Source organism: Pantoea sp. 22096 (genome assembly GCF_052045955.1).
Lineage (GTDB): Bacteria > Pseudomonadota > Gammaproteobacteria > Enterobacterales > Enterobacteriaceae > Pantoea > Pantoea alfalfae.
In genome coordinates, this window is sequence record NZ_JBQEPW010000001.1 from 1,615,539 (window position 1) to 1,631,888 (window position 16,350).

Here is a 16,350-nt window from a genome sequence, read left to right on the forward strand (position 1 = left end):
ACGCTCTGCCGCCACGCTAATTTTTTAACGCGTTATCCCCAGACGCGGAATTTCAATCTTCGGGCAGCGATCCATAATCACCGTCATACCCGCATCCTGTGCCAGTACCGCCGCCTGCTCATTAATCACACCCAGCTGCAGCCATAATGTTTTTGCACCTGCAGCAATGGCTTCCTGCGCTACGCCCCATGCGGCTTCTGAATTGCGGAAGACATCTACCATATCAATCTCGCCCGGTACATCCGCCAGGCTGCCATAAGCCTGCTGCCCCAGCAGGGTTTTACCGGCCAGTTTCGGGCTGACCGGGATCACGTCATAGCCCTGATCGAGCAGATATTTCATCACACCATAACTGGGACGGTCGGGACGATCGCTTGCCCCTACTAAGGCGATACGTTGGGTACGCGTCAGCACATCGCGAATTGTCTGGTCGTTCATCTTTATCTCCTTTCAGGTCAGTGTTGAGTGTAGTTTGACGCATGCTTTAACAGTTAAGTCCCTGACGAAATTAATTGAACCTGCGCACGAATAAATATGTTTAAATGTAAATTAGCTGCCATAATGTAAGAATTTGCTACACGCCATCCTTTGCGTCACCACTTACCGGAGTTGAAATGAAGCTGTCGCTGGCCTTAACGGGGTTACTTACACTCCTTGTTTCGGCGTCCTGTTCTGCCATCACATTAAAGCTCGATCCCCAAATCGATATGCTGGTGCTGGATGGCCGAAAAATTTCAGGCTCGTTCCTCAAAGGAGCAGACAGCTTAGAGCTGGATAGCGGTCAGCATCAGTTTCTGTTTCGGGTAGAGCAGCAGCGTGAAGGGCAGAAAGAGAGTGTGATCGCTTATCAGTCTGCACCGATGATCGTTACCTTTACTGCCGTGGCCAAAACCATCACTATCCGGTTGCCGGCGCTGGAGACAAAACGTGAGCGTTATCATTTTGACCGCAATCTGAATTTTCAGTTGGTGGATGAGAAAGGCAATGAGATAACCAGCGTGCGTGACCACCTGCCAGCCACCGCGACAGCTGATATGGAAAAAGCGATGCTGAATTACAATCGCACCCATCAGATTGCCTCTGTACCCCGGTTTGCAAATTCCGCTTCTGCTACGCCCTCTTCTTCCCGCCTCACCGCCGATCTGGACTGGACAACGCAGGCCGAACTGCCCTCGCTGCATCGCTGGTTTCACCGCTTCGACGAAGCCACGCGTCAGCAATTACTGACCCTGGTCAAAATGTTACGTACGAGTTGATAGCGTTGAAGGGCCAGAGGTACACTCGTGCTCTCTCTTCTTGCGCATGAGCCTTATCAGGACGCCTTTATGGAACAGACTTTTCGTACCCTTGGCACCACAAAACATATCGCGCTGGTCGCCCATGACCACTGTAAAGCCGCTCTGCTTGAATGGATTAAACAAAACCAGCCCGCACTTGAACCACACATCCTCTATGCGACCGGCACCACCGGAAACCTGATCAATCGTAATACCGGTCTGAATGTGACAGCTATGCTGAGCGGCCCCATGGGCGGCGATCAGCAGGTAGGTGCGCTGATCTCGGAAGGTAAAATTGATGCGCTGATTTTTTTCTGGGATCCACTCAACGCCGTGCCGCACGATCCGGATGTAAAAGCCCTGCTGCGTCTGGCGACCGTCTGGAATATCCCGGTCGCCACGAACCGCTCCACAGCGGATTTTATTATTCAGTCGCCACTGTTTGCCCAAAACGTTGAGATTATGATTCCTGACTATCAGCGCTATCTGGCCGATCGTCTGAAATAACTCAGGCTTTACGCAGCACAGGAACGCCCAGTTCGCGGAAGTGATCAACAAACGGTGACGGCGCGGCCTTATCAAACATCAGAAAAACCTGCTGGCGCGCTCGCGTCAGCGCCACATAGGCCAGACGGCGCTCTTCGGCATCCGGAAACGCTTCGGGCTGCGGTAACAGGCCCTGTTCGATAATCGACTCACGTACTTCCGCCGGGAAACCCTCTTTGCCCTGCTGCAATCCCAGCAAAATAACGTAATCCGCCTGCTGACCTTTGCTGGCATGGATTGTCATAAATTCCAGATTAAGTTTCGGCCAGCGGGTTCTGGCTTTATCGAGCAGTTCCGGTCGCAGATAGTGATAGCGCGCCAGTAGCAGAATCCGCTCTTCAGGCTTCGCATAACCGCTGAGTTTGTTCAGCAGGGCTTCCAGCTGATCCTCCGCCAGCAGCGAAATCGACTTTTTATTGCCTTTGGTGACGCTGTTCAGCGGTTTTGCCAGCTGCTGCGGATTCTGCTGGATAAACCGGTTCGCAATGTCACCGATGCGATCATTAAAGCGGTAGGTGGTGTCCAGCACGCACCGATCGCCCTCACCGAAGTAGTGATGAAATGCGGTGGTCAGCGTCATCTCTGCGCCGCTGAAGCGGTAGATAGCCTGCCAGTCATCGCCGACAGCAAACAGCGCGGTGCGCTTATTCTGCTGGCGTAGTGCGCTGAGCAATGCGGCACGCTGAGGCGAGATATCCTGGAATTCATCCACCAGAATGTGTTTCCACGGACTGATAAAGCGTCCTTTTTCCAGAATGGCAATCGCCTGGTGAATGAGTCCCGAGAAATCGACCGCGCCCTCTTCTTTCAGCGCGCTTTTCCACGCTTTCAGCAGGGGTGCCATCAGTTTGATGCGTTTACTGAAGCGATCCCGAATCTCTTCCGGCACGTCGGCGATCATCGCTGCCTGCGCACCGCCATGCATGCGCATCAGACCGAGCCAGCGCTCCAGACGTGACGCCAGCCGGTTTGCCAGCCTCTCGTCCTCCCAGAATGGCCCTTCCGGTAACTCCCACGCCAGTTCGTCACGGAGCCACTGACGCCAGCCGTTTGCCATCGCCTTTTTCTCGTGGCACTGCTGCCGCCACTCCCTGAGTAGCAGCGTGCGACGTGCATCCGCATCGCTCTCCAGCTTGCTGATAACCGGCTGCTTATTGCTCCCTTCACGAATAATATGCAGAGCCAGAGAATGGAAAGTCTTTGCCTGGATGTCACCCGCAGAGAGCCGGGACTGAATACGTGCGTTCATCTCTTCAGCAGCCTGGCGGCCAAATGCCAGCAACAGAATTTGATCGGCGCTGGCCAGTCTGCGCTCCATTAACCAGCCTGCACGGGCCACCAGCACCGAGGTTTTACCGCTGCCCGCACCAGCCAGTACCTGCAGAGAATCCTCGCCATTAACCACCGCCTCACACTGCGATTGATTGAGTGGCGTGCTCTCGACGCTGGCAAAGAACGACTGATAGCGGGTCAGCATAGCGTTAGTCCAGTCACGGTTTCGCTGCCGCAGAGCCAACTCACCCTGATCCAGCCAGTGCTGGCAAAATGCCAGGCTATCACGGCAGTCAGGAAAATCGTTTAAGCGGGTGAGCGGCATCGGTAACGCGTCGAACTGTTTGAGAATTTTTATCTTCAGCGCCTGCAGCTCGTGGCGATTCAGCCAGCGATCCTGCGCGCCAAACGTCCCGATTTCGTCGCGCAGTGACTGGAGTACCTCGCGGCACACCGTGCTCATCTCCAGACTCCAGTTCTGCCAGGCCTGCATCAGATAGTGGTGAAAGCGCTGCGTCTCCTGCCATTCCGTTCCGTGCAGCCGGACCACTTTTTCATCGTCCAGCAAAAATTCCAGCTCGCCCCATACCAGCCCACGCTTGCAGGCGATATTAAGTAACTGGTTAAAGGGGATCAGATACTCATGCTTATCGCCACTGACTTCGACACCCGCTGCCAGCAGACGAACACGGTTATAAGGATGCTGAGCAAGCCGTTTGCCCATTGAAGTTGCTTTCAGTTCCACGCCGACACCAACGTCAGATAAGAGGATTAGGGGGAGTTTACCTGTCAGACCCTTGGCGCTCCAGCCTTAAAACAGGCTAAACTTGGCGTCACATCTTGCGGAATGCAAAAGGAAAAGAAGATCATGCGCACCGTTTTAAATATTCTGAATTTTGTTCTGGGCGGCTTTTTCACCACCCTGAGCTGGCTGTTTGCCACATTGATCAGCGTCGTGCTGGTTTTTACCCTGCCGCTGACCCGCTCCTGCTGGGAAATCACTAAACTCTCGCTGCTGCCGTTTGGCAACGAGGCGGTGCATGTCGATGTGCTGCGTCCTGAAAGTAAGAGTCATATTCTGAATACCGGCGGCACCTTTCTGAACATCTTCTGGCTGATTTTCTTCGGCTGGTGGCTCTGCCTTTCGCATATTTCCGTGGGCATTGTGCAGTGCATCAGCATCATCGGTATTCCGACAGGGATTGCAAACTTTAAGATCGCCGCTATTGCGCTCTGGCCGGTTGGACGCCGGGTGGTGTCAGTAGAAGAGGCGCGTGCTGCGCGCGACGCCAATGCCCGCCGCTATTAATATGATGTCTGATGCAGTGCCTGGCTGGCGAAAATATCTGTTTAACAGTACGTGGCGCTATCTGCTGCGGATCCTGTTTGCCCTGAGTGGCTGCGCTGCCATCCCCTGGTGGCTGCATCAGATTGAGTGGACGATTCCTCTGACGCTGGGGGTGGTCGCGGCTGCGCTGGCCGATCTTGATGATCGTCTGGCCGGACGTCTGAAGAATCTGCTGATTACCCTGCTCTGCTTCTGCATCGCCTCGGTTTCCGTAGAGCTGCTGTTTCCCTGGCCGTTCGCCTTTATGGTCGGGCTGGCGATTTCGACCTGGGGCTTTATTCTGCTGGGTGCTCTGGGGCAGCGCTACGCCACTATCGCTTTTGGTGCGCTGCTGATTGCGGTCTATACCATGCTCGGCATCGGGCTGTTCAGCCAGTGGTACATGCAGCCAATGCTGCTGCTGGTCGGCGCTCTCTGGTATAACCTTCTGACCCTGCTGGGTCATCTGATGTTCCCGGTCCGACCGGTACAGGAACAGCTGGCGGGAAGCTTTTCACAACTGGCCCGCTACCTTGATGCAAAGGCGAATCTGTTCGATCCTGATGCGGGCGAGCAGGATGATGCTGCGTTTATTGATGCGGCAATGGTCAACAGCCAGTTAGTGGCGCAGCTCAATCTGACCAAAACCACGCTGCAGAGCCGTCTGCGCGGCGATCGCGGATCGCGCGGCACCCGTCGCAGTCTGCACTACTACTTTGTGGCGCAGGATATTCATGAACGCGCCAGCTCCTCTCATCTGCAATATCACCTGCTGCGCGGCGACTGGCGCTATAATGAAATTCTGTTTCGCTTTCAGCGTCTGCTGAATATGCAGGCGCAAGCCTGTCGCCAGCTGGCACACTGCATCCTGATGCGTGAAAGATGGGTGCATGACAGCCGCTTTGAACGTGCGTTTGAACGATTGCAGAAAGCGATTGAACGACTTGAGCAACATGAGCCTGAGGCGCCACATACCCGCGCGCTGTTCTGGCTGCTACGTAACCTGCGTGCCATTGACGCACAGCTCGCATCCATTGAGTCAGAGCAGACGCTGGCCGGTGAAGATCCGCAGCACAGTGACAATCTGCTGTCACGTGAAGGGTTGAGTGGCTGGAGTGATATCCGGCTGCGCTTCAGCCGCCATCTCTCTCCCGCGTCGGCACTGTTCAGGCATGCGGTTCGCATGTCAGTGGTGCTCTGTATTGGATACGGCTTCATTCAGATAACCGGACTGGAGCGGGGATACTGGATTTTGCTGACCAGCCTGTTTGTGTGCCAGCCCAACTATAACGCCACGCAGCGACGCCTTGCCTTGCGCATCGGCGGAACGCTGGCGGGGATTGCGATTGGTTTACCCGTTTTATGGCTGGTACCCTCCATTGAAGGGCAGTTAATCCTGATAGTGATTACCGGCGTGCTGTTCTTCGCTTTCAGGCAGGTGCAGTATGCGCAGGCTACGCTGTTTATCACTCTGCTGGTGCTGCTTTGCTTTAACCTGTTAGGTGAAGGGTTTGAAGTCGCGCTGCCCCGTGTCGTGGATACCTTACTCGGTTGTGGTCTGGCCTGGCTGGCTGTCGCCTTTATCTGGCCTGACTGGCGCTTTCGTCAGCTGCCAGCTGTGGCAGAGCGAACGCTGAAAGCGAACTGTCGTTATCTGGATGCCATCATGGAGCAATATCACCAGGGTAAAGATAACCGGCTTGCCTATCGTATTGCCCGCCGTGATGCGCATAATGCGGATGCTGAACTGGCGTCTGTCGTCTCAAACATGAGCAGTGAAAGTCGTACCAGCCAGAAACTGCGTGATTCAGCTTTTCAATTGCTCTGCTCCAATCACTCATTTCTGAGCTACATTTCCGCGCTGGGCGCTCACCGCGATAAAATTACAGCGCCGGACCTGCTCGCCTTACTGGATGATACGGTTTGCTATGTCGAGGATGTGCTTCAGACGGACGTGGTCAGCGATAAACATGTTGAACTGATGCGCCAGCAACTGGCTCAGCGAATCAGCCAGCTGGCTGCAGATGCAGATACGCGTGCGCCGCTGGTGCTCCAGCAACTCGGTCTGTTGGTGGCATTAATGCCGGATGTGGCTCGCCTGCGCCGCACGCTCATTACTGACTAGCTTTCACTACTTCTGAAGTCCGGGTGTGATAAAAGCGTGCGCTGGAACCATGCATTCAACTCCGCCCGGGTTGCCTGCGGCAGCGCAGCCGCATGGCGGCCCGTAATAGCCCCTTGCAGCGCCAGTAATGTCTGAAATCCCACGTGCTGGTTGATCGCTTTCAGCTTCAGCCAGCACTGCTTGGCCCCTATCTGGTAGAGATGATTGACGCTCATTACGCCCGCCTCAAAGAGCATCATCTCCATGCGTACACTGAGATTAGGCAAATCTTTCAGCCGCGGAGACGCTTGCCTGTCCTGCAACTCCAGCTGCGCCGTCTCTAATGAGGCAGCAGAGAGCGCCAGCAGATGGTCAGAATCGCGCCATAAGGCCTCATCAACCCGAAAGTAATTGAGGCTGACCAGTTTTCCCCGCTTGCGAAAAATCAACGGTTGCAGCGGGCGATCGGTAATGTATTCGCGCAGCGGTTCACTGGCCCGCAGATAGAGTTCGTCTTGATTAATTAAGGCAAAAACCACACTTTCGACAGCCAGAGCATACCCCCCAAACTGGGTGCGGGACTCTATTGGTCCCAATGGGGCCAGGCGCGCTCTGGAGCGCTCTACGACCGGATTCACCTTTTTCATTGCACCACCTCCATGTCAGAAATACTTCTTAAATTGCCTTGGGTATCAGGCAATTAGAAGATAGAAAAAAGTGTCAGCCGGTTCAATGAATAAATAACGCTTCAACTAATCTTGTCGCGTTTTTGCGAGGCGTTTTCAGAAATTTGGGTTGATCTTTATCCAGGATGACAGTACTGTATATTCATACAGTCAACTGCTGGTGATTAACTTATGCGAACACAACATCCTGATAATGCACGCTATGCTCATCATTACGCGTCCTCTTCCGTTCCGGCCTCTCAGGGCGGTGGAATTACTGAGTTACGCTGCAGCGAGCAGCCCGGTATGATGCAGATGCTGCTGTTGCCATTATTACAGCAGCTGAGTCAGCAATCACGCTGGCAGTTGTGGTTAACACCGGCACATAAACTGAATCGCACCTGGATGCAGGAGTCGGGATTACCGCTGGATAAAAGTATGCATATCGCCGATTCTGAACGTCTGAATGCGGTGGAAGCGATGGTCAAGGCATTACGTACAGGAAATTACAGTGTCGTTCTGGCATGGATTCCTTATGACCTTGGCGAAGATGAGCGCCGTCAACTTGAAAATGCGGCGGCAGAGGGTGACGCGCTGGGTTTGATTTTGCGGGCAAGCGGGACATCGGAAGCGCCTCTCAGACCGCAAAGTGCGATAAAAATTCAGTCGGATTTGTTTCATTAAGTAAAAATCAGAAGTTTCCCAAGCTATTTTTCTTATCTGTCGTCGCTAAACCACTGATTCTGTTAGTTCGAGCTGTGACAATGGTTTAGCAGGTTTTTAAGGCTTTTTGCCGCGACAATACTACCAGGCTAATTGTTAGAAATTGTGTATAAATCGCTGTTTTTTTACAGAAGCGCCTCACATCATACTTGTAAGTTTCCAATCTCGTTGTAGACTTTATCTCGCCAGGGTGCTCAATAACCTCCGTTTTTTGCGGTAGAGTCATAAGCGAGCGTTTTGACCCGGCGAAGGATTTAAACCAAGAGCAACCTTTTTGCTCATTGCCTATTTGGATGATAACGAGGCGCAAAATGAAAAAGACAGCTATCGCAATTGCAGTGGCACTGGCTGGCTTCGCTACCGTAGCGCAGGCCGCTCCAAAAGATGACACCTGGTACACCGGTGCTAAACTGGGCTGGTCTCAGTATCACGACACTGGTTACTACGGTAACGGTTACGAAAACAATGACGGTCCAACTCATGAAAGCCAGCTGGGTGCAGGTGCATTCGTTGGTTACCAGGCAAATCCATACCTGGGCTTCGAGCTGGGCTATGACTGGCTGGGTCGCATGCCTAACAAAGGCAACGTGACTAACGGCGCATTCAAAGCACAGGGCGTTCAGCTGGCTGCTAAACTGAGCTACCCAATCTATGACGATCTGGACGTGTATACTCGTCTGGGCGGCATGGTATGGCGTGCAGATTCAACGCAGACTAACCCAACTACTGGCCGCATCAGCGACCACGACACCGGCGTATCTCCGCTGGCTGCTGTTGGTGTTGAATATGCGCTGACCAAAAACTGGGCTACCCGTCTGGACTACCAGTGGGTTAACAACATCGGTGATGCACAGACCGTTGGTACGCGTCCAGACAACGGCATGCTGAGCGTAGGCGTTTCATACCGCTTCGGTCAGGATGACGTCGCTGCTCCGGCGCCAGCTCCGGCTCCAGCACCAGCTCCAGTTGTTGAAACCAAGCGTTTCACTCTGAAGTCTGACGTTCTGTTCACCTTCAACAAATCTACCCTGAAGCCAGAAGGCCAGCAGGCTCTGGATCAGCTGTACAGCCAGCTGAGCTCAATGGATCCTAAAGATGGTTCCGTTGTCGTACTGGGCTTCACCGATCGCATCGGTTCAGAGCAGTACAACCAGAAACTGTCTGAGAAACGTGCTCAGTCAGTCGTAGATTACCTGGTATCTAAAGGTATTCCTTCTAACAAGATCTCTGCACGTGGCATGGGTGAATCTAACCCAGTTACCGGCAACACCTGTGACAGCGTGAAAGGCCGTAATGCCCTGATCGACTGCCTGGCGCCGGACCGTCGTGTAGAAATCGACGTTAAAGGTATCAAAGACGTTGTAACTCAGCCACAGGCTTAAGTTTACACGTCATAAAAAACCCCGCCTTAGCGGGGTTTTTTTGTGACGGTAATCAATCGGTCTTTAGCGCCTATACTCTGAATTCCCTGCCCGCTTACTCGCTCTCTGAACCCGATTTACCCAGAATCGCCTGCAAATCCTGCTTAAGACTCGACATCTGAGTGGCATATTTCTCTTTGCGTTCCGCATCTTCTATCAGCTGAACAATCGTTTCAGAAAGCGTGCAGCCACGCCGCTGAGCGAGGCCTGCCAGCCGCTGCCAGACCAGATACTCCAGGTCTATCGATTTTTTTCGGGTATGCTGATGTTCAGCGTTGAAATGGCGTTTGCGCCTGGCCCGGATGGTCTGCTTCAGCCGGTTATCAAGATCAGAATGAATATGTTCTGCAATCCACTCGTTCACCGTCACCGGATTATTTTCCATCGCCAGCAGTTTATCCACTGCCGCCTGTGCCGCGCTTAACTCAAGGTGACGCGTGATCAGTTCACCTTCCCGATGTTTTTTCACCAGGTATTTCCACTTCCATCCACATTCAAGATTTTCGAGTTGCTGGTATTTCATCGGAATCTCATCGTGATCACGTAACGGGCTAAGAATAACAGCTTTTTTCCCGGATGCAGCAACGAAAAACATGCTGCCATCATCACATCTTCAACAGGAAGTCTGCAGTGCTTAACAAGGGTGAATCCTGTATAATCTCGCTTTTCTTAAAACAGATAAATGCGATTATTTTGACCAGCACTCAACTTACGTGGCAGACCTTACAGCCGGATAGCGCGCAATACCAATCCGTTTTCTCCCGAATTGCTGATGAAGAAACTGATGCTCTGGCAACGGTACAGCCCCGGTTGCTGAATGCGCTGGCGCATTTACATCACCAGTCGCAGGGATTCCCGTTACTGCTGGTTAGAAGCCAGGAGAATCGCGATTATCTGACATTCATCGTTCAGGCCGCGCAGCGGGTCATGGCTGACAGTACCACTCTGTCCGGCGGTGATTACCATATCATGGCTGACAACGTCACGCTTCAGCCCCCATCCGATCCGCAACGCCCATTCACCAGTCAGGGTGGTATTCACTTTGCTGAGTGGATTGAGATGGAGCAGTTGTTTGGCTGCGTGCGGCAGTATAAAGATCGCATCCAGCTTGAGCCAGGGCTGATCCATCGCGCCAATGGCGGCACGCTGGTACTGTCACTGCGTAGCCTGCTGACGCAGCCAATTCTATGGCTGCGCCTGAAAAAGTGTATTGAGCAAGGCTATGTTGAGTGGACCTCTCAGGATGAACGCCGCCCGCTACCTGTCTCGATTCCTTCATTACCGCTCAGTCTTAACCTGGTCCTGTGCGGCGACCGCGAAGCGCTTGCGGATTTTCAGGAGCTCGACCCTGAAGCGCATGAAATGGCCATCTATACTGAATTTGAAGAGAACATTCAGGTTCTTGATGAAGATGACATGCTGGCCTGGTGTCGCTGGAGTACTGAACTGGCGCAACAGGCGGGCCTGCCCGTGCCGGAAGCGGACTTCTGGCCAGAGCTGATCAAAGAAGGTGTCCGTTACAGCGGCGATCAGGATACGCTACCCCTCTGCCCGCGCTGGCTGCAGCGTCAGATGCGCGAGTCGGCTCTGATGGGCGACGTACTCAATGCTGAAGCATTGCGTGATGCGCTTGAAGCGCGCTTGTGGCGCGAGAATTATCTCAATGAACGGATGCGTGATGAGATTCTGCTGCGACAGATTCTGATTGAAACCGAAGGCGAAGTAGTCGGTCAGATTAACGGCCTGTCGGTGGTGGAATATCCTGGTCATCCCCGTGCCTGGGGCGACCCCTCTCGTATTACCTGCGTGGTTCATCCCGGCGATGGCGAGTTCATGGATATTGAGCGTAAGGCGGAGCTGGGCGGTAACATTCATGCTAAAGGCATGATGATCATGCAGGCATTTTTGATTGCCGAGCTGGAGCTCGATCAGCAACTGCCCTTCTCAGCCTCAATGGTCTTTGAGCAATCCTATTCCGAGGTGGACGGTGACAGCGCTTCGCTGGCTGAACTCTGTGCCTTAATCAGCGCATTGGCGAATCAGCCGATCAATCAGCAAATCGCCGTGACTGGTTCAGTCGATCAGTTTGGCAACGTACAACCGGTAGGCGGACTGAATGAGAAGATCGAAGGCTTCTTTGATATCTGTCATCAGCGTGAACTAACGGGTCAGCAGGGTGTGATTATTCCTGCCTGCAACGTTCGTCATCTCAGTCTTAACCAGGCCGTTGTGACAGCGGTTGAACAGGGTCGCTTCCACATCTGGGCGATCGACCGTGCTGATGAAGCGCTGCCGCTCCTGACCGGTAAAATCTGGAGTACTGAAGATGGTCAGGGTGACTGCCTGCTGAACACCATCCAGGAACGCATTAGCCTGTTTAACCAGCCGGACGTGCCGCAACGTCCCTGGGCGCTCCGCTGGCTTAACTGGTTCAACCACCGTTAATCCGATTTGCTCAGCGTACAACTGTTCGCTAATATTCGTGATTCACTAAAACAAGGCTTATTGAAAACATGGTAGATAAACGCGAATCCTATACCAAAGAAGATCTGATTCTGTCAGGTCGTGGTGAACTGTTTGGCGAAAATGGTCCGCCGCTTCCATCTGGCAACATGCTGATGATGGACCGCGTGGTCAAAATGACCGAAGACGGCGGCAAATATGACAAAGGCTTTGTTGAAGCGGAGCTGGATATCAATCCTGATCTCTGGTTCTTCGGCTGTCACTTTATTGGCGATCCGGTGATGCCGGGCTGTCTGGGCCTGGATGCCATGTGGCAGCTGGTCGGTTTCTATCTGGGCTGGCTGGGCGGCGAAGGTAAAGGTCGTGCGCTGGGCGTGGGTGAAGTGAAATTCACCGGACAGGTCCTGCCTGAAGCGAAGAAAGTCACCTACCGCATTCACTTCAAACGTGTGATTAACCGTAAACTGGTGATGGGCGTGGCAGATGGTGAAGTGCTGGTTGACGGCAACCTTATTTATACCGCCAGCGATCTGAAAGTCGGCCTGTTTAAAGATACTGCCGCTTTTTAAGCGTTTCCCCTGGAAACAAAAACCTCCGCGCATGGCGGAGGTTATATTCCCTTTTCAGTGACATCCGGTTATGCAGCTACCGACCTGTCCTCCATGGCTTGTCGCCAACCTCCCAACCAGTGAGACTTAGCGTCAATCAACTGATACGGACACATCTCTTTTGAGCGTCCAGTAATGCCTGCCTGATAACCACGTGAATGGGCGCGTTCGAGGCGGTCTCGTTTCTGTCTCTTCATACTCCGTGTCCCTCATGTAAGGTCTGTGGAATCTGGTGGAAAGAAAAAGTGGTGAATTAATGTTCAACCACCCTAATGTTCTACCTCCTGCGCACCCAAAGATCAATGCCCAATCTTCATGCCAGTGTCATAAATGTGACCTTAATCGGTAAAATTAAGGACGTTTTGTGATGCATACGCCAACACTATCTTTCTGAATAAGCTAATAAAAAAGCCCCTGAATGACGCCGATAAAACACGACAATCGTTCAGGGGCTTAGCTTATTTATTCACATTAATCTTAATTTAACGCAACCACATTATTAGCAATCGTCTGTGCGGTCTGCTGCCAACCCGCCGCCAGCGTTCTGACCATCGCATCGTAGCCATCTTCAGTCTGCGGCAGCACGAGGTTAAATGCCTGTTTGGTCACACGGCCCTGATGTTCCAGCGTCCATTCGCCACTGACAATCGCTTTGCCATCGTAGCGTCCCTGGAAGCCTGTAATGGTTACATTCAGCGTGTCGTGCTGGGCGCCTAACGGTGACCCGGCTACCAGCCGGCCTGGCAGCGCCTTGCTCAGGTTAGTGATCAATGTCTGCTGCAACTGCTGATCAAGCGGGCTGGCCCAGAGATTATTCGCGGCGATAACATATTTGACATCGCTGGTCTGATAAACCAGTCCGTTGCCTGCCAGATAATCCGGCACCGTCACCTGCTGCACCCATAACATCGGTTGCGCTTCATTCAGCTGGCTGCTGCTGACCTTCATGGAAGCCGCCCCGGATGGCAGCTGATACCAGGTATTGTCAACGCTGCTGCTGCACGCACTCAACACCAGCGCGGCACAAAGTATCAATCCTTTTTTCACTGTTTCGCCCTCTTCGGCTGGGGATCCTGTCCCGGTTTCGCCTCAAATACCAGCGCATTGCTCTTGGTGTTAAGCGTTCTTAACACCGGCTGGAGTTCACGCAGAACCTGATCCAGCCGCTGCATATCGCCGACCAGCTTGCTGTAGGCAGGCGAACCTGGCTGCAGGCCTTTCATGCTGCGGTTAAGCTCGCGTAACGTCTGCTGCAAATCTTCTGGCAGCGTTTTCATGGCCGGACTGCCGGTGACTTTATTGATGTTGTCGATGGTGCGCTGCAGATCACGCATCGTTTTCTGGCTCTCTTTGAGCGTACCTGTCGCTTCATTGACCATACCGTTCAGTGGCAGACTATTGATCTTATCCAGCGCCGCCATCAGCTTCTGCTGAATCTGGCTCAGGCCGCCGCTGACCGTTGGGATGACTTCATAACCAGAAACTTTCTGCGGGCCTTTATAAGGCGGTGCATTGTCATAGAAGTCGAGATCGACATAGAGCGCACCCGACAGCAGGCTACCGGTTTTCAGCGTCGCACGCAGGCCACGTTTTTTACCATCCTGCAGATGCTGCTCCAGATCGAAGTTCTCACCCAATCGGCTGACAAAACGATCCGGCTCAATGCGGATCAGCACCGGCACCCGGTAATCGTTATTCAGTGCCTGGACCAGGCCCGCTTTCATCAGTGGCGCTTCGGAGACAGTACCCAGACGAATGCCACGGAACTCAACCGGCGCGCCCGCCTGCAGCCCACGAATCGAGTCAGAGAAGAACATCACGTAGTCGATATGATTGGTGTAGAGCGAGTCCTGAATACTGCGCTGATCATCAAACAGATGGTAGTCAGACTTGTTCTGCGCGGGCTCGCCCAGCGCCCAGCCATCCGGCACGTCAAAACTGACACCGCCGCTGAAGAGCGTGGTGAGCGATCCCATTTCCACCCGCATTCCTGAGGCGGACATATCCACGGCAATGCCGCTGTCCTTCCAGAAGCGGACATTGGTGGTAATCAGGCGATCGTAGGGTGCAGCGACAAACAGCTGATAGGTCATCATACGTTTGTCAGTATCAAAAACGCTGGTCTCAACCGTACCGACACGGTAGCCACGGAACAGCACCGGATCACCCGGATTAAGCTGGCCTGCCTTTTTGCTGTCCAGCACGATACGAATACCTTTGGCATCCGGTGGCGCTAACGGCGGCGCATCCAGCAGCTTAAATTGCTCGGGTGGCTGTTTTTTGGTGCCGGGCTGCAGTTCGATATAAGCACCTGACAGCAGCGTGCCAAGCCCGCTGATCCCTTCACGCCCCACCTGCGGTTTCACTACCCAGAAAACACTGTCGCTGTGGAGCAGCTTTTCCATGCCCGCATTCAGACGCGCTTTGATTTCCACATGGTGAAGATCGTCGCTTAATACCGCGCTCTCCACCACGCCGACATCGACGCTGCGACTTTTAATCGTGGTTTTACCGGCAACAATGCCTTCGGCATTTTCGGTGATTAAGGTGACTTCCGGCCCCTGATGGCTGAAGTGATAAAAGAGGATCCAGCCACCGATTAACAGCGTAACGATGGGGACAATCCAGACCGGCGACCAGCGCTTAATCTGTTCCACCTTTGCATGGCCGTGGTTAGTTTCCGTCAAGGCGCGACTCCTTCATATTGTTTTCGCGTACACGATCCCAGGTTAATCGCGGGTCAAAGGTCATGGCAGCGATCATGGTAATAATCACCACCATCGCAAACAATACTGCCCCCCACGCGGGATAAACATTCATTAATTGTCCCATACGCACCAGCGCAGAGAGCACGGCAATCACAAACACGTCGATCATTGACCAGCGGCCAACAAACTCGACCACTTCATAAATTTTATGCATCTTATGACTGTCACGCCGCCCGCGTCCGCTGGCATCCCAGCAGAGCCAGCCGATGGCCAGCATCTTCAGCGTCGGCACCATGATACTGGCGATAAAGATTACCAGCGCCACCGGATAGGAACCATCGCCCCACAGCACAATGACCCCTGCCATGATATTGGAGGGATAAGCCGTACCGAGGGTTTCCGTCACCATGATCGGCAACAGATTGGCCGGGATGTAAATCAGTATTGAGGTGAACAGTAGCGCCAGCGTCCATTGCAGGCTGTGCTTACGCCGCGCCTGTGCGGTAACGCCACAGCGTGGACAGGTGTGCTCAGCTTCCGGCAGAATGGCGGTACAGCAGGGACAGGAGCGCAGGCCCTGCTCTAAACCACTGATGCCCACTTCGGGTGAATGAGGGATCGCAGGTCGCGGGGAAAGACTGTCCCACAAGCCCCGCCGGTCAACGCACTGAAAGGCCCGCAACTGTAACAGGCAGAACATCACCCACGGCCAGAAGCTGGTTTCCAGTCCGATATCCCCATAGGCCATCAGTTTGACAAAGCTGACCAGTACACCCGCCATAAAGATTTCGGCCATGCCCCAGTTACGCAGCTGAAACAGAATACGCGCCAGACCAGTTTTGAGACGGACGGGCAGAGGGACCGGATTGACCAGCAGAATAATGGTGATCATGCAAAAGGCCGGAACCGCCTGCACAAACAGCAGAAACAGTGTCGCCAGGCTGCTGTAATCTTCCGCCACCATCACTTGTGGGATCTGCGACAGCGTAATCTGGCTGGTCAGCCCCGCCACTTTCATGGAGACAAAAGGAAACAGATTCGCCAGCAGCAGCATAAAGAGTGCCGCCAGCGCATAGCCCGTTGGCCGTTTACGGGGTTCGTGCCAGTTGGCCGTCAGAGAGGTATCGCAGCGCGGGCATGACGCACGGCTGCCAACGGGAATGTCCGGCAGCTTAATCATTAAATCGCATTGTGGACAGAGCATCCACGCGTTACTTTTCACTGCTAAACACATCC

The 16,350-nt window shown here is 53.5% G+C and carries 16 protein-coding genes; 8 read left to right on the forward strand and 8 right to left on the reverse strand.

Annotated features, from left to right (window positions below; translation table 11 throughout):
• Positions 1 to 24: 24 nt before the first annotated feature.
• The gene (locus ACTJKZ_RS07615) at positions 25 to 438 is read right to left on the reverse strand and encodes a CoA-binding protein (protein ID WP_150009839.1); all 414 of its coding nucleotides are present in this window, start codon (positions 436 to 438) and stop codon (positions 25 to 27) included.
• 176 nt (positions 439 to 614) lie between these two features.
• On the opposite strand from ACTJKZ_RS07615, the gene ACTJKZ_RS07620 reads away from it, so the two are divergent.
• Together ACTJKZ_RS07620 and mgsA are read left to right on the forward strand one after the other, a co-directional pair.
• Positions 615 to 1,256 (forward strand): YccT family protein, encoded by a 642-nt coding sequence (locus ACTJKZ_RS07620; protein ID WP_440829423.1) that lies wholly within the window; start codon positions 615 to 617, stop codon positions 1,254 to 1,256.
• A 69-nt stretch (positions 1,257 to 1,325) separates the two neighbouring features.
• Positions 1,326 to 1,784 carry a methylglyoxal synthase gene (mgsA, locus tag ACTJKZ_RS07625; RefSeq protein ID WP_161736446.1) on the forward strand — a complete coding sequence of 153 codons (459 nt, stop codon included), beginning with the start codon at positions 1,326 to 1,328 and terminating at the stop codon, positions 1,782 to 1,784.
• Position 1,785: 1 nt separating this feature from the next.
• On the opposite strand, the gene helD is transcribed toward mgsA, so the two are convergent.
• Positions 1,786 to 3,840 carry a DNA helicase IV gene (gene helD, locus ACTJKZ_RS07630; RefSeq protein WP_440829424.1) on the reverse strand — a complete coding sequence of 685 codons (2,055 nt, stop codon included), beginning with the start codon at positions 3,838 to 3,840 and terminating at the stop codon, positions 1,786 to 1,788.
• Between the two features lie 123 nt (positions 3,841 to 3,963).
• Here helD and ACTJKZ_RS07635 point away from each other — a divergent pair, with 123 nt between their 5' ends.
• The gene (locus ACTJKZ_RS07635; RefSeq protein WP_161735652.1) at positions 3,964 to 4,404 is read left to right on the forward strand and encodes a YccF domain-containing protein; all 441 of its coding nucleotides are present in this window, start codon (positions 3,964 to 3,966) and stop codon (positions 4,402 to 4,404) included.
• A complete protein-coding gene (yccS, locus tag ACTJKZ_RS07640) occupies positions 4,388 to 6,547 on the forward strand; it encodes a YccS family putative transporter (RefSeq protein ID WP_253422138.1) in 2,160 nt (719 codons plus the stop codon). Before ACTJKZ_RS07635 ends, yccS begins: the two co-directional genes overlap by 17 nt.
• Here yccS and ACTJKZ_RS07645 read toward each other — a convergent pair.
• Entirely contained in the window at positions 6,544 to 7,173 is a 630-nt protein-coding gene (locus ACTJKZ_RS07645) for a TfoX/Sxy family DNA transformation protein (protein WP_161735656.1), read from the reverse strand. The two genes, yccS and ACTJKZ_RS07645, sit on opposite strands and share 4 nt — an antisense overlap.
• Positions 7,174 to 7,383: 210 nt before the next feature.
• Here ACTJKZ_RS07645 and sulA point away from each other — a divergent pair, with 210 nt between their 5' ends.
• Both sulA and ompA read left to right on the forward strand, forming a co-directional pair.
• Positions 7,384 to 7,875, forward strand: coding sequence for an SOS-induced cell division inhibitor SulA (gene sulA, locus ACTJKZ_RS07650; RefSeq protein WP_161735658.1), 492 nt, complete (start codon positions 7,384 to 7,386; stop codon positions 7,873 to 7,875).
• A 350-nt stretch (positions 7,876 to 8,225) separates the two neighbouring features.
• On the forward strand, positions 8,226 to 9,296 hold the full coding sequence (gene ompA, locus ACTJKZ_RS07655) for a porin OmpA (RefSeq protein WP_010255028.1): 1,071 nt from the start codon (positions 8,226 to 8,228) through the stop codon (positions 9,294 to 9,296).
• A 94-nt stretch (positions 9,297 to 9,390) separates the two neighbouring features.
• Here ompA and matP read toward each other — a convergent pair whose 3' ends face one another.
• Positions 9,391 to 9,858 (reverse strand): macrodomain Ter protein MatP, encoded by a 468-nt coding sequence (matP, locus tag ACTJKZ_RS07660; RefSeq protein ID WP_143813132.1) that lies wholly within the window; start codon positions 9,856 to 9,858, stop codon positions 9,391 to 9,393.
• Between the two features lie 53 nt (positions 9,859 to 9,911).
• On the opposite strand from matP, the gene ACTJKZ_RS07665 reads away from it, so the two are divergent.
• A complete protein-coding gene (locus ACTJKZ_RS07665; RefSeq protein WP_161735660.1) occupies positions 9,912 to 11,780 on the forward strand; it encodes an AAA family ATPase in 1,869 nt (622 codons plus the stop codon).
• A gap of 68 nt (positions 11,781 to 11,848) precedes the next feature.
• Positions 11,849 to 12,367, forward strand: coding sequence for a bifunctional 3-hydroxydecanoyl-ACP dehydratase/trans-2-decenoyl-ACP isomerase (gene fabA, locus ACTJKZ_RS07670; RefSeq protein ID WP_008925876.1), 519 nt, complete (start codon positions 11,849 to 11,851; stop codon positions 12,365 to 12,367).
• Between the two features lie 68 nt (positions 12,368 to 12,435).
• Here fabA and rmf read toward each other — a convergent pair whose 3' ends face one another.
• The 4 genes from rmf to pqiA all read right to left on the reverse strand — a co-directional run bounded on the left by rmf (position 12,436) and on the right by pqiA (position 16,348).
• The gene (rmf, locus tag ACTJKZ_RS07675; protein WP_008925875.1) at positions 12,436 to 12,603 is read right to left on the reverse strand and encodes a ribosome modulation factor; all 168 of its coding nucleotides are present in this window, start codon (positions 12,601 to 12,603) and stop codon (positions 12,436 to 12,438) included.
• A gap of 280 nt (positions 12,604 to 12,883) precedes the next feature.
• Positions 12,884 to 13,453: a membrane integrity-associated transporter subunit PqiC gene (gene pqiC, locus ACTJKZ_RS07680; RefSeq protein ID WP_222924253.1), complete on the reverse strand. Its 570-nt coding sequence runs from the start codon at positions 13,451 to 13,453 to the stop codon at positions 12,884 to 12,886.
• Entirely contained in the window at positions 13,450 to 15,093 is a 1,644-nt protein-coding gene (gene pqiB, locus ACTJKZ_RS07685) for an intermembrane transport protein PqiB (protein ID WP_161735664.1), read from the reverse strand. Before pqiB ends, pqiC begins: the two co-directional genes overlap by 4 nt.
• Positions 15,080 to 16,348 (reverse strand): membrane integrity-associated transporter subunit PqiA, encoded by a 1,269-nt coding sequence (pqiA, locus tag ACTJKZ_RS07690; RefSeq protein ID WP_440829425.1) that lies wholly within the window; start codon positions 16,346 to 16,348, stop codon positions 15,080 to 15,082. Before pqiA ends, pqiB begins: the two co-directional genes overlap by 14 nt.
• Positions 16,349 to 16,350 lie beyond the last annotated feature (2 nt).

Bases quoted from the DNA above. Each gene is read 5' to 3' on its own strand.
- ACTJKZ_RS07615 (WP_150009839.1), bottom strand. From the start codon at position 438: ATGAACGACCAGACAATTCGCGATGTGCTGACGCGTACCCAACGTATC.
- ACTJKZ_RS07620 (WP_440829423.1), top strand. From the start codon at position 615: ATGAAGCTGTCGCTGGCCTTAACGGGGTTACTTACACTCCTTGTTTCG.
- mgsA (WP_161736446.1), top strand. From the start codon at position 1,326: ATGGAACAGACTTTTCGTACCCTTGGCACCACAAAACATATCGCGCTG.
- ACTJKZ_RS07635 (WP_161735652.1), top strand. From the start codon at position 3,964: ATGCGCACCGTTTTAAATATTCTGAATTTTGTTCTGGGCGGCTTTTTC.
- yccS (WP_253422138.1), top strand. From the start codon at position 4,388: ATGCCCGCCGCTATTAATATGATGTCTGATGCAGTGCCTGGCTGGCGA.
- ACTJKZ_RS07645 (WP_161735656.1), bottom strand. From the start codon at position 7,173: ATGAAAAAGGTGAATCCGGTCGTAGAGCGCTCCAGAGCGCGCCTGGCC.
- sulA (WP_161735658.1), top strand. From the start codon at position 7,384: ATGCGAACACAACATCCTGATAATGCACGCTATGCTCATCATTACGCG.
- ompA (WP_010255028.1), top strand. From the start codon at position 8,226: ATGAAAAAGACAGCTATCGCAATTGCAGTGGCACTGGCTGGCTTCGCT.
- matP (WP_143813132.1), bottom strand. From the start codon at position 9,858: ATGAAATACCAGCAACTCGAAAATCTTGAATGTGGATGGAAGTGGAAA.
- ACTJKZ_RS07665 (WP_161735660.1), top strand. From the start codon at position 9,912: ATGCAGCAACGAAAAACATGCTGCCATCATCACATCTTCAACAGGAAG.
- fabA (WP_008925876.1), top strand. From the start codon at position 11,849: ATGGTAGATAAACGCGAATCCTATACCAAAGAAGATCTGATTCTGTCA.
- rmf (WP_008925875.1), bottom strand. From the start codon at position 12,603: ATGAAGAGACAGAAACGAGACCGCCTCGAACGCGCCCATTCACGTGGT.
- pqiA (WP_440829425.1), bottom strand. From the start codon at position 16,348: ATGTGTTTAGCAGTGAAAAGTAACGCGTGGATGCTCTGTCCACAATGC.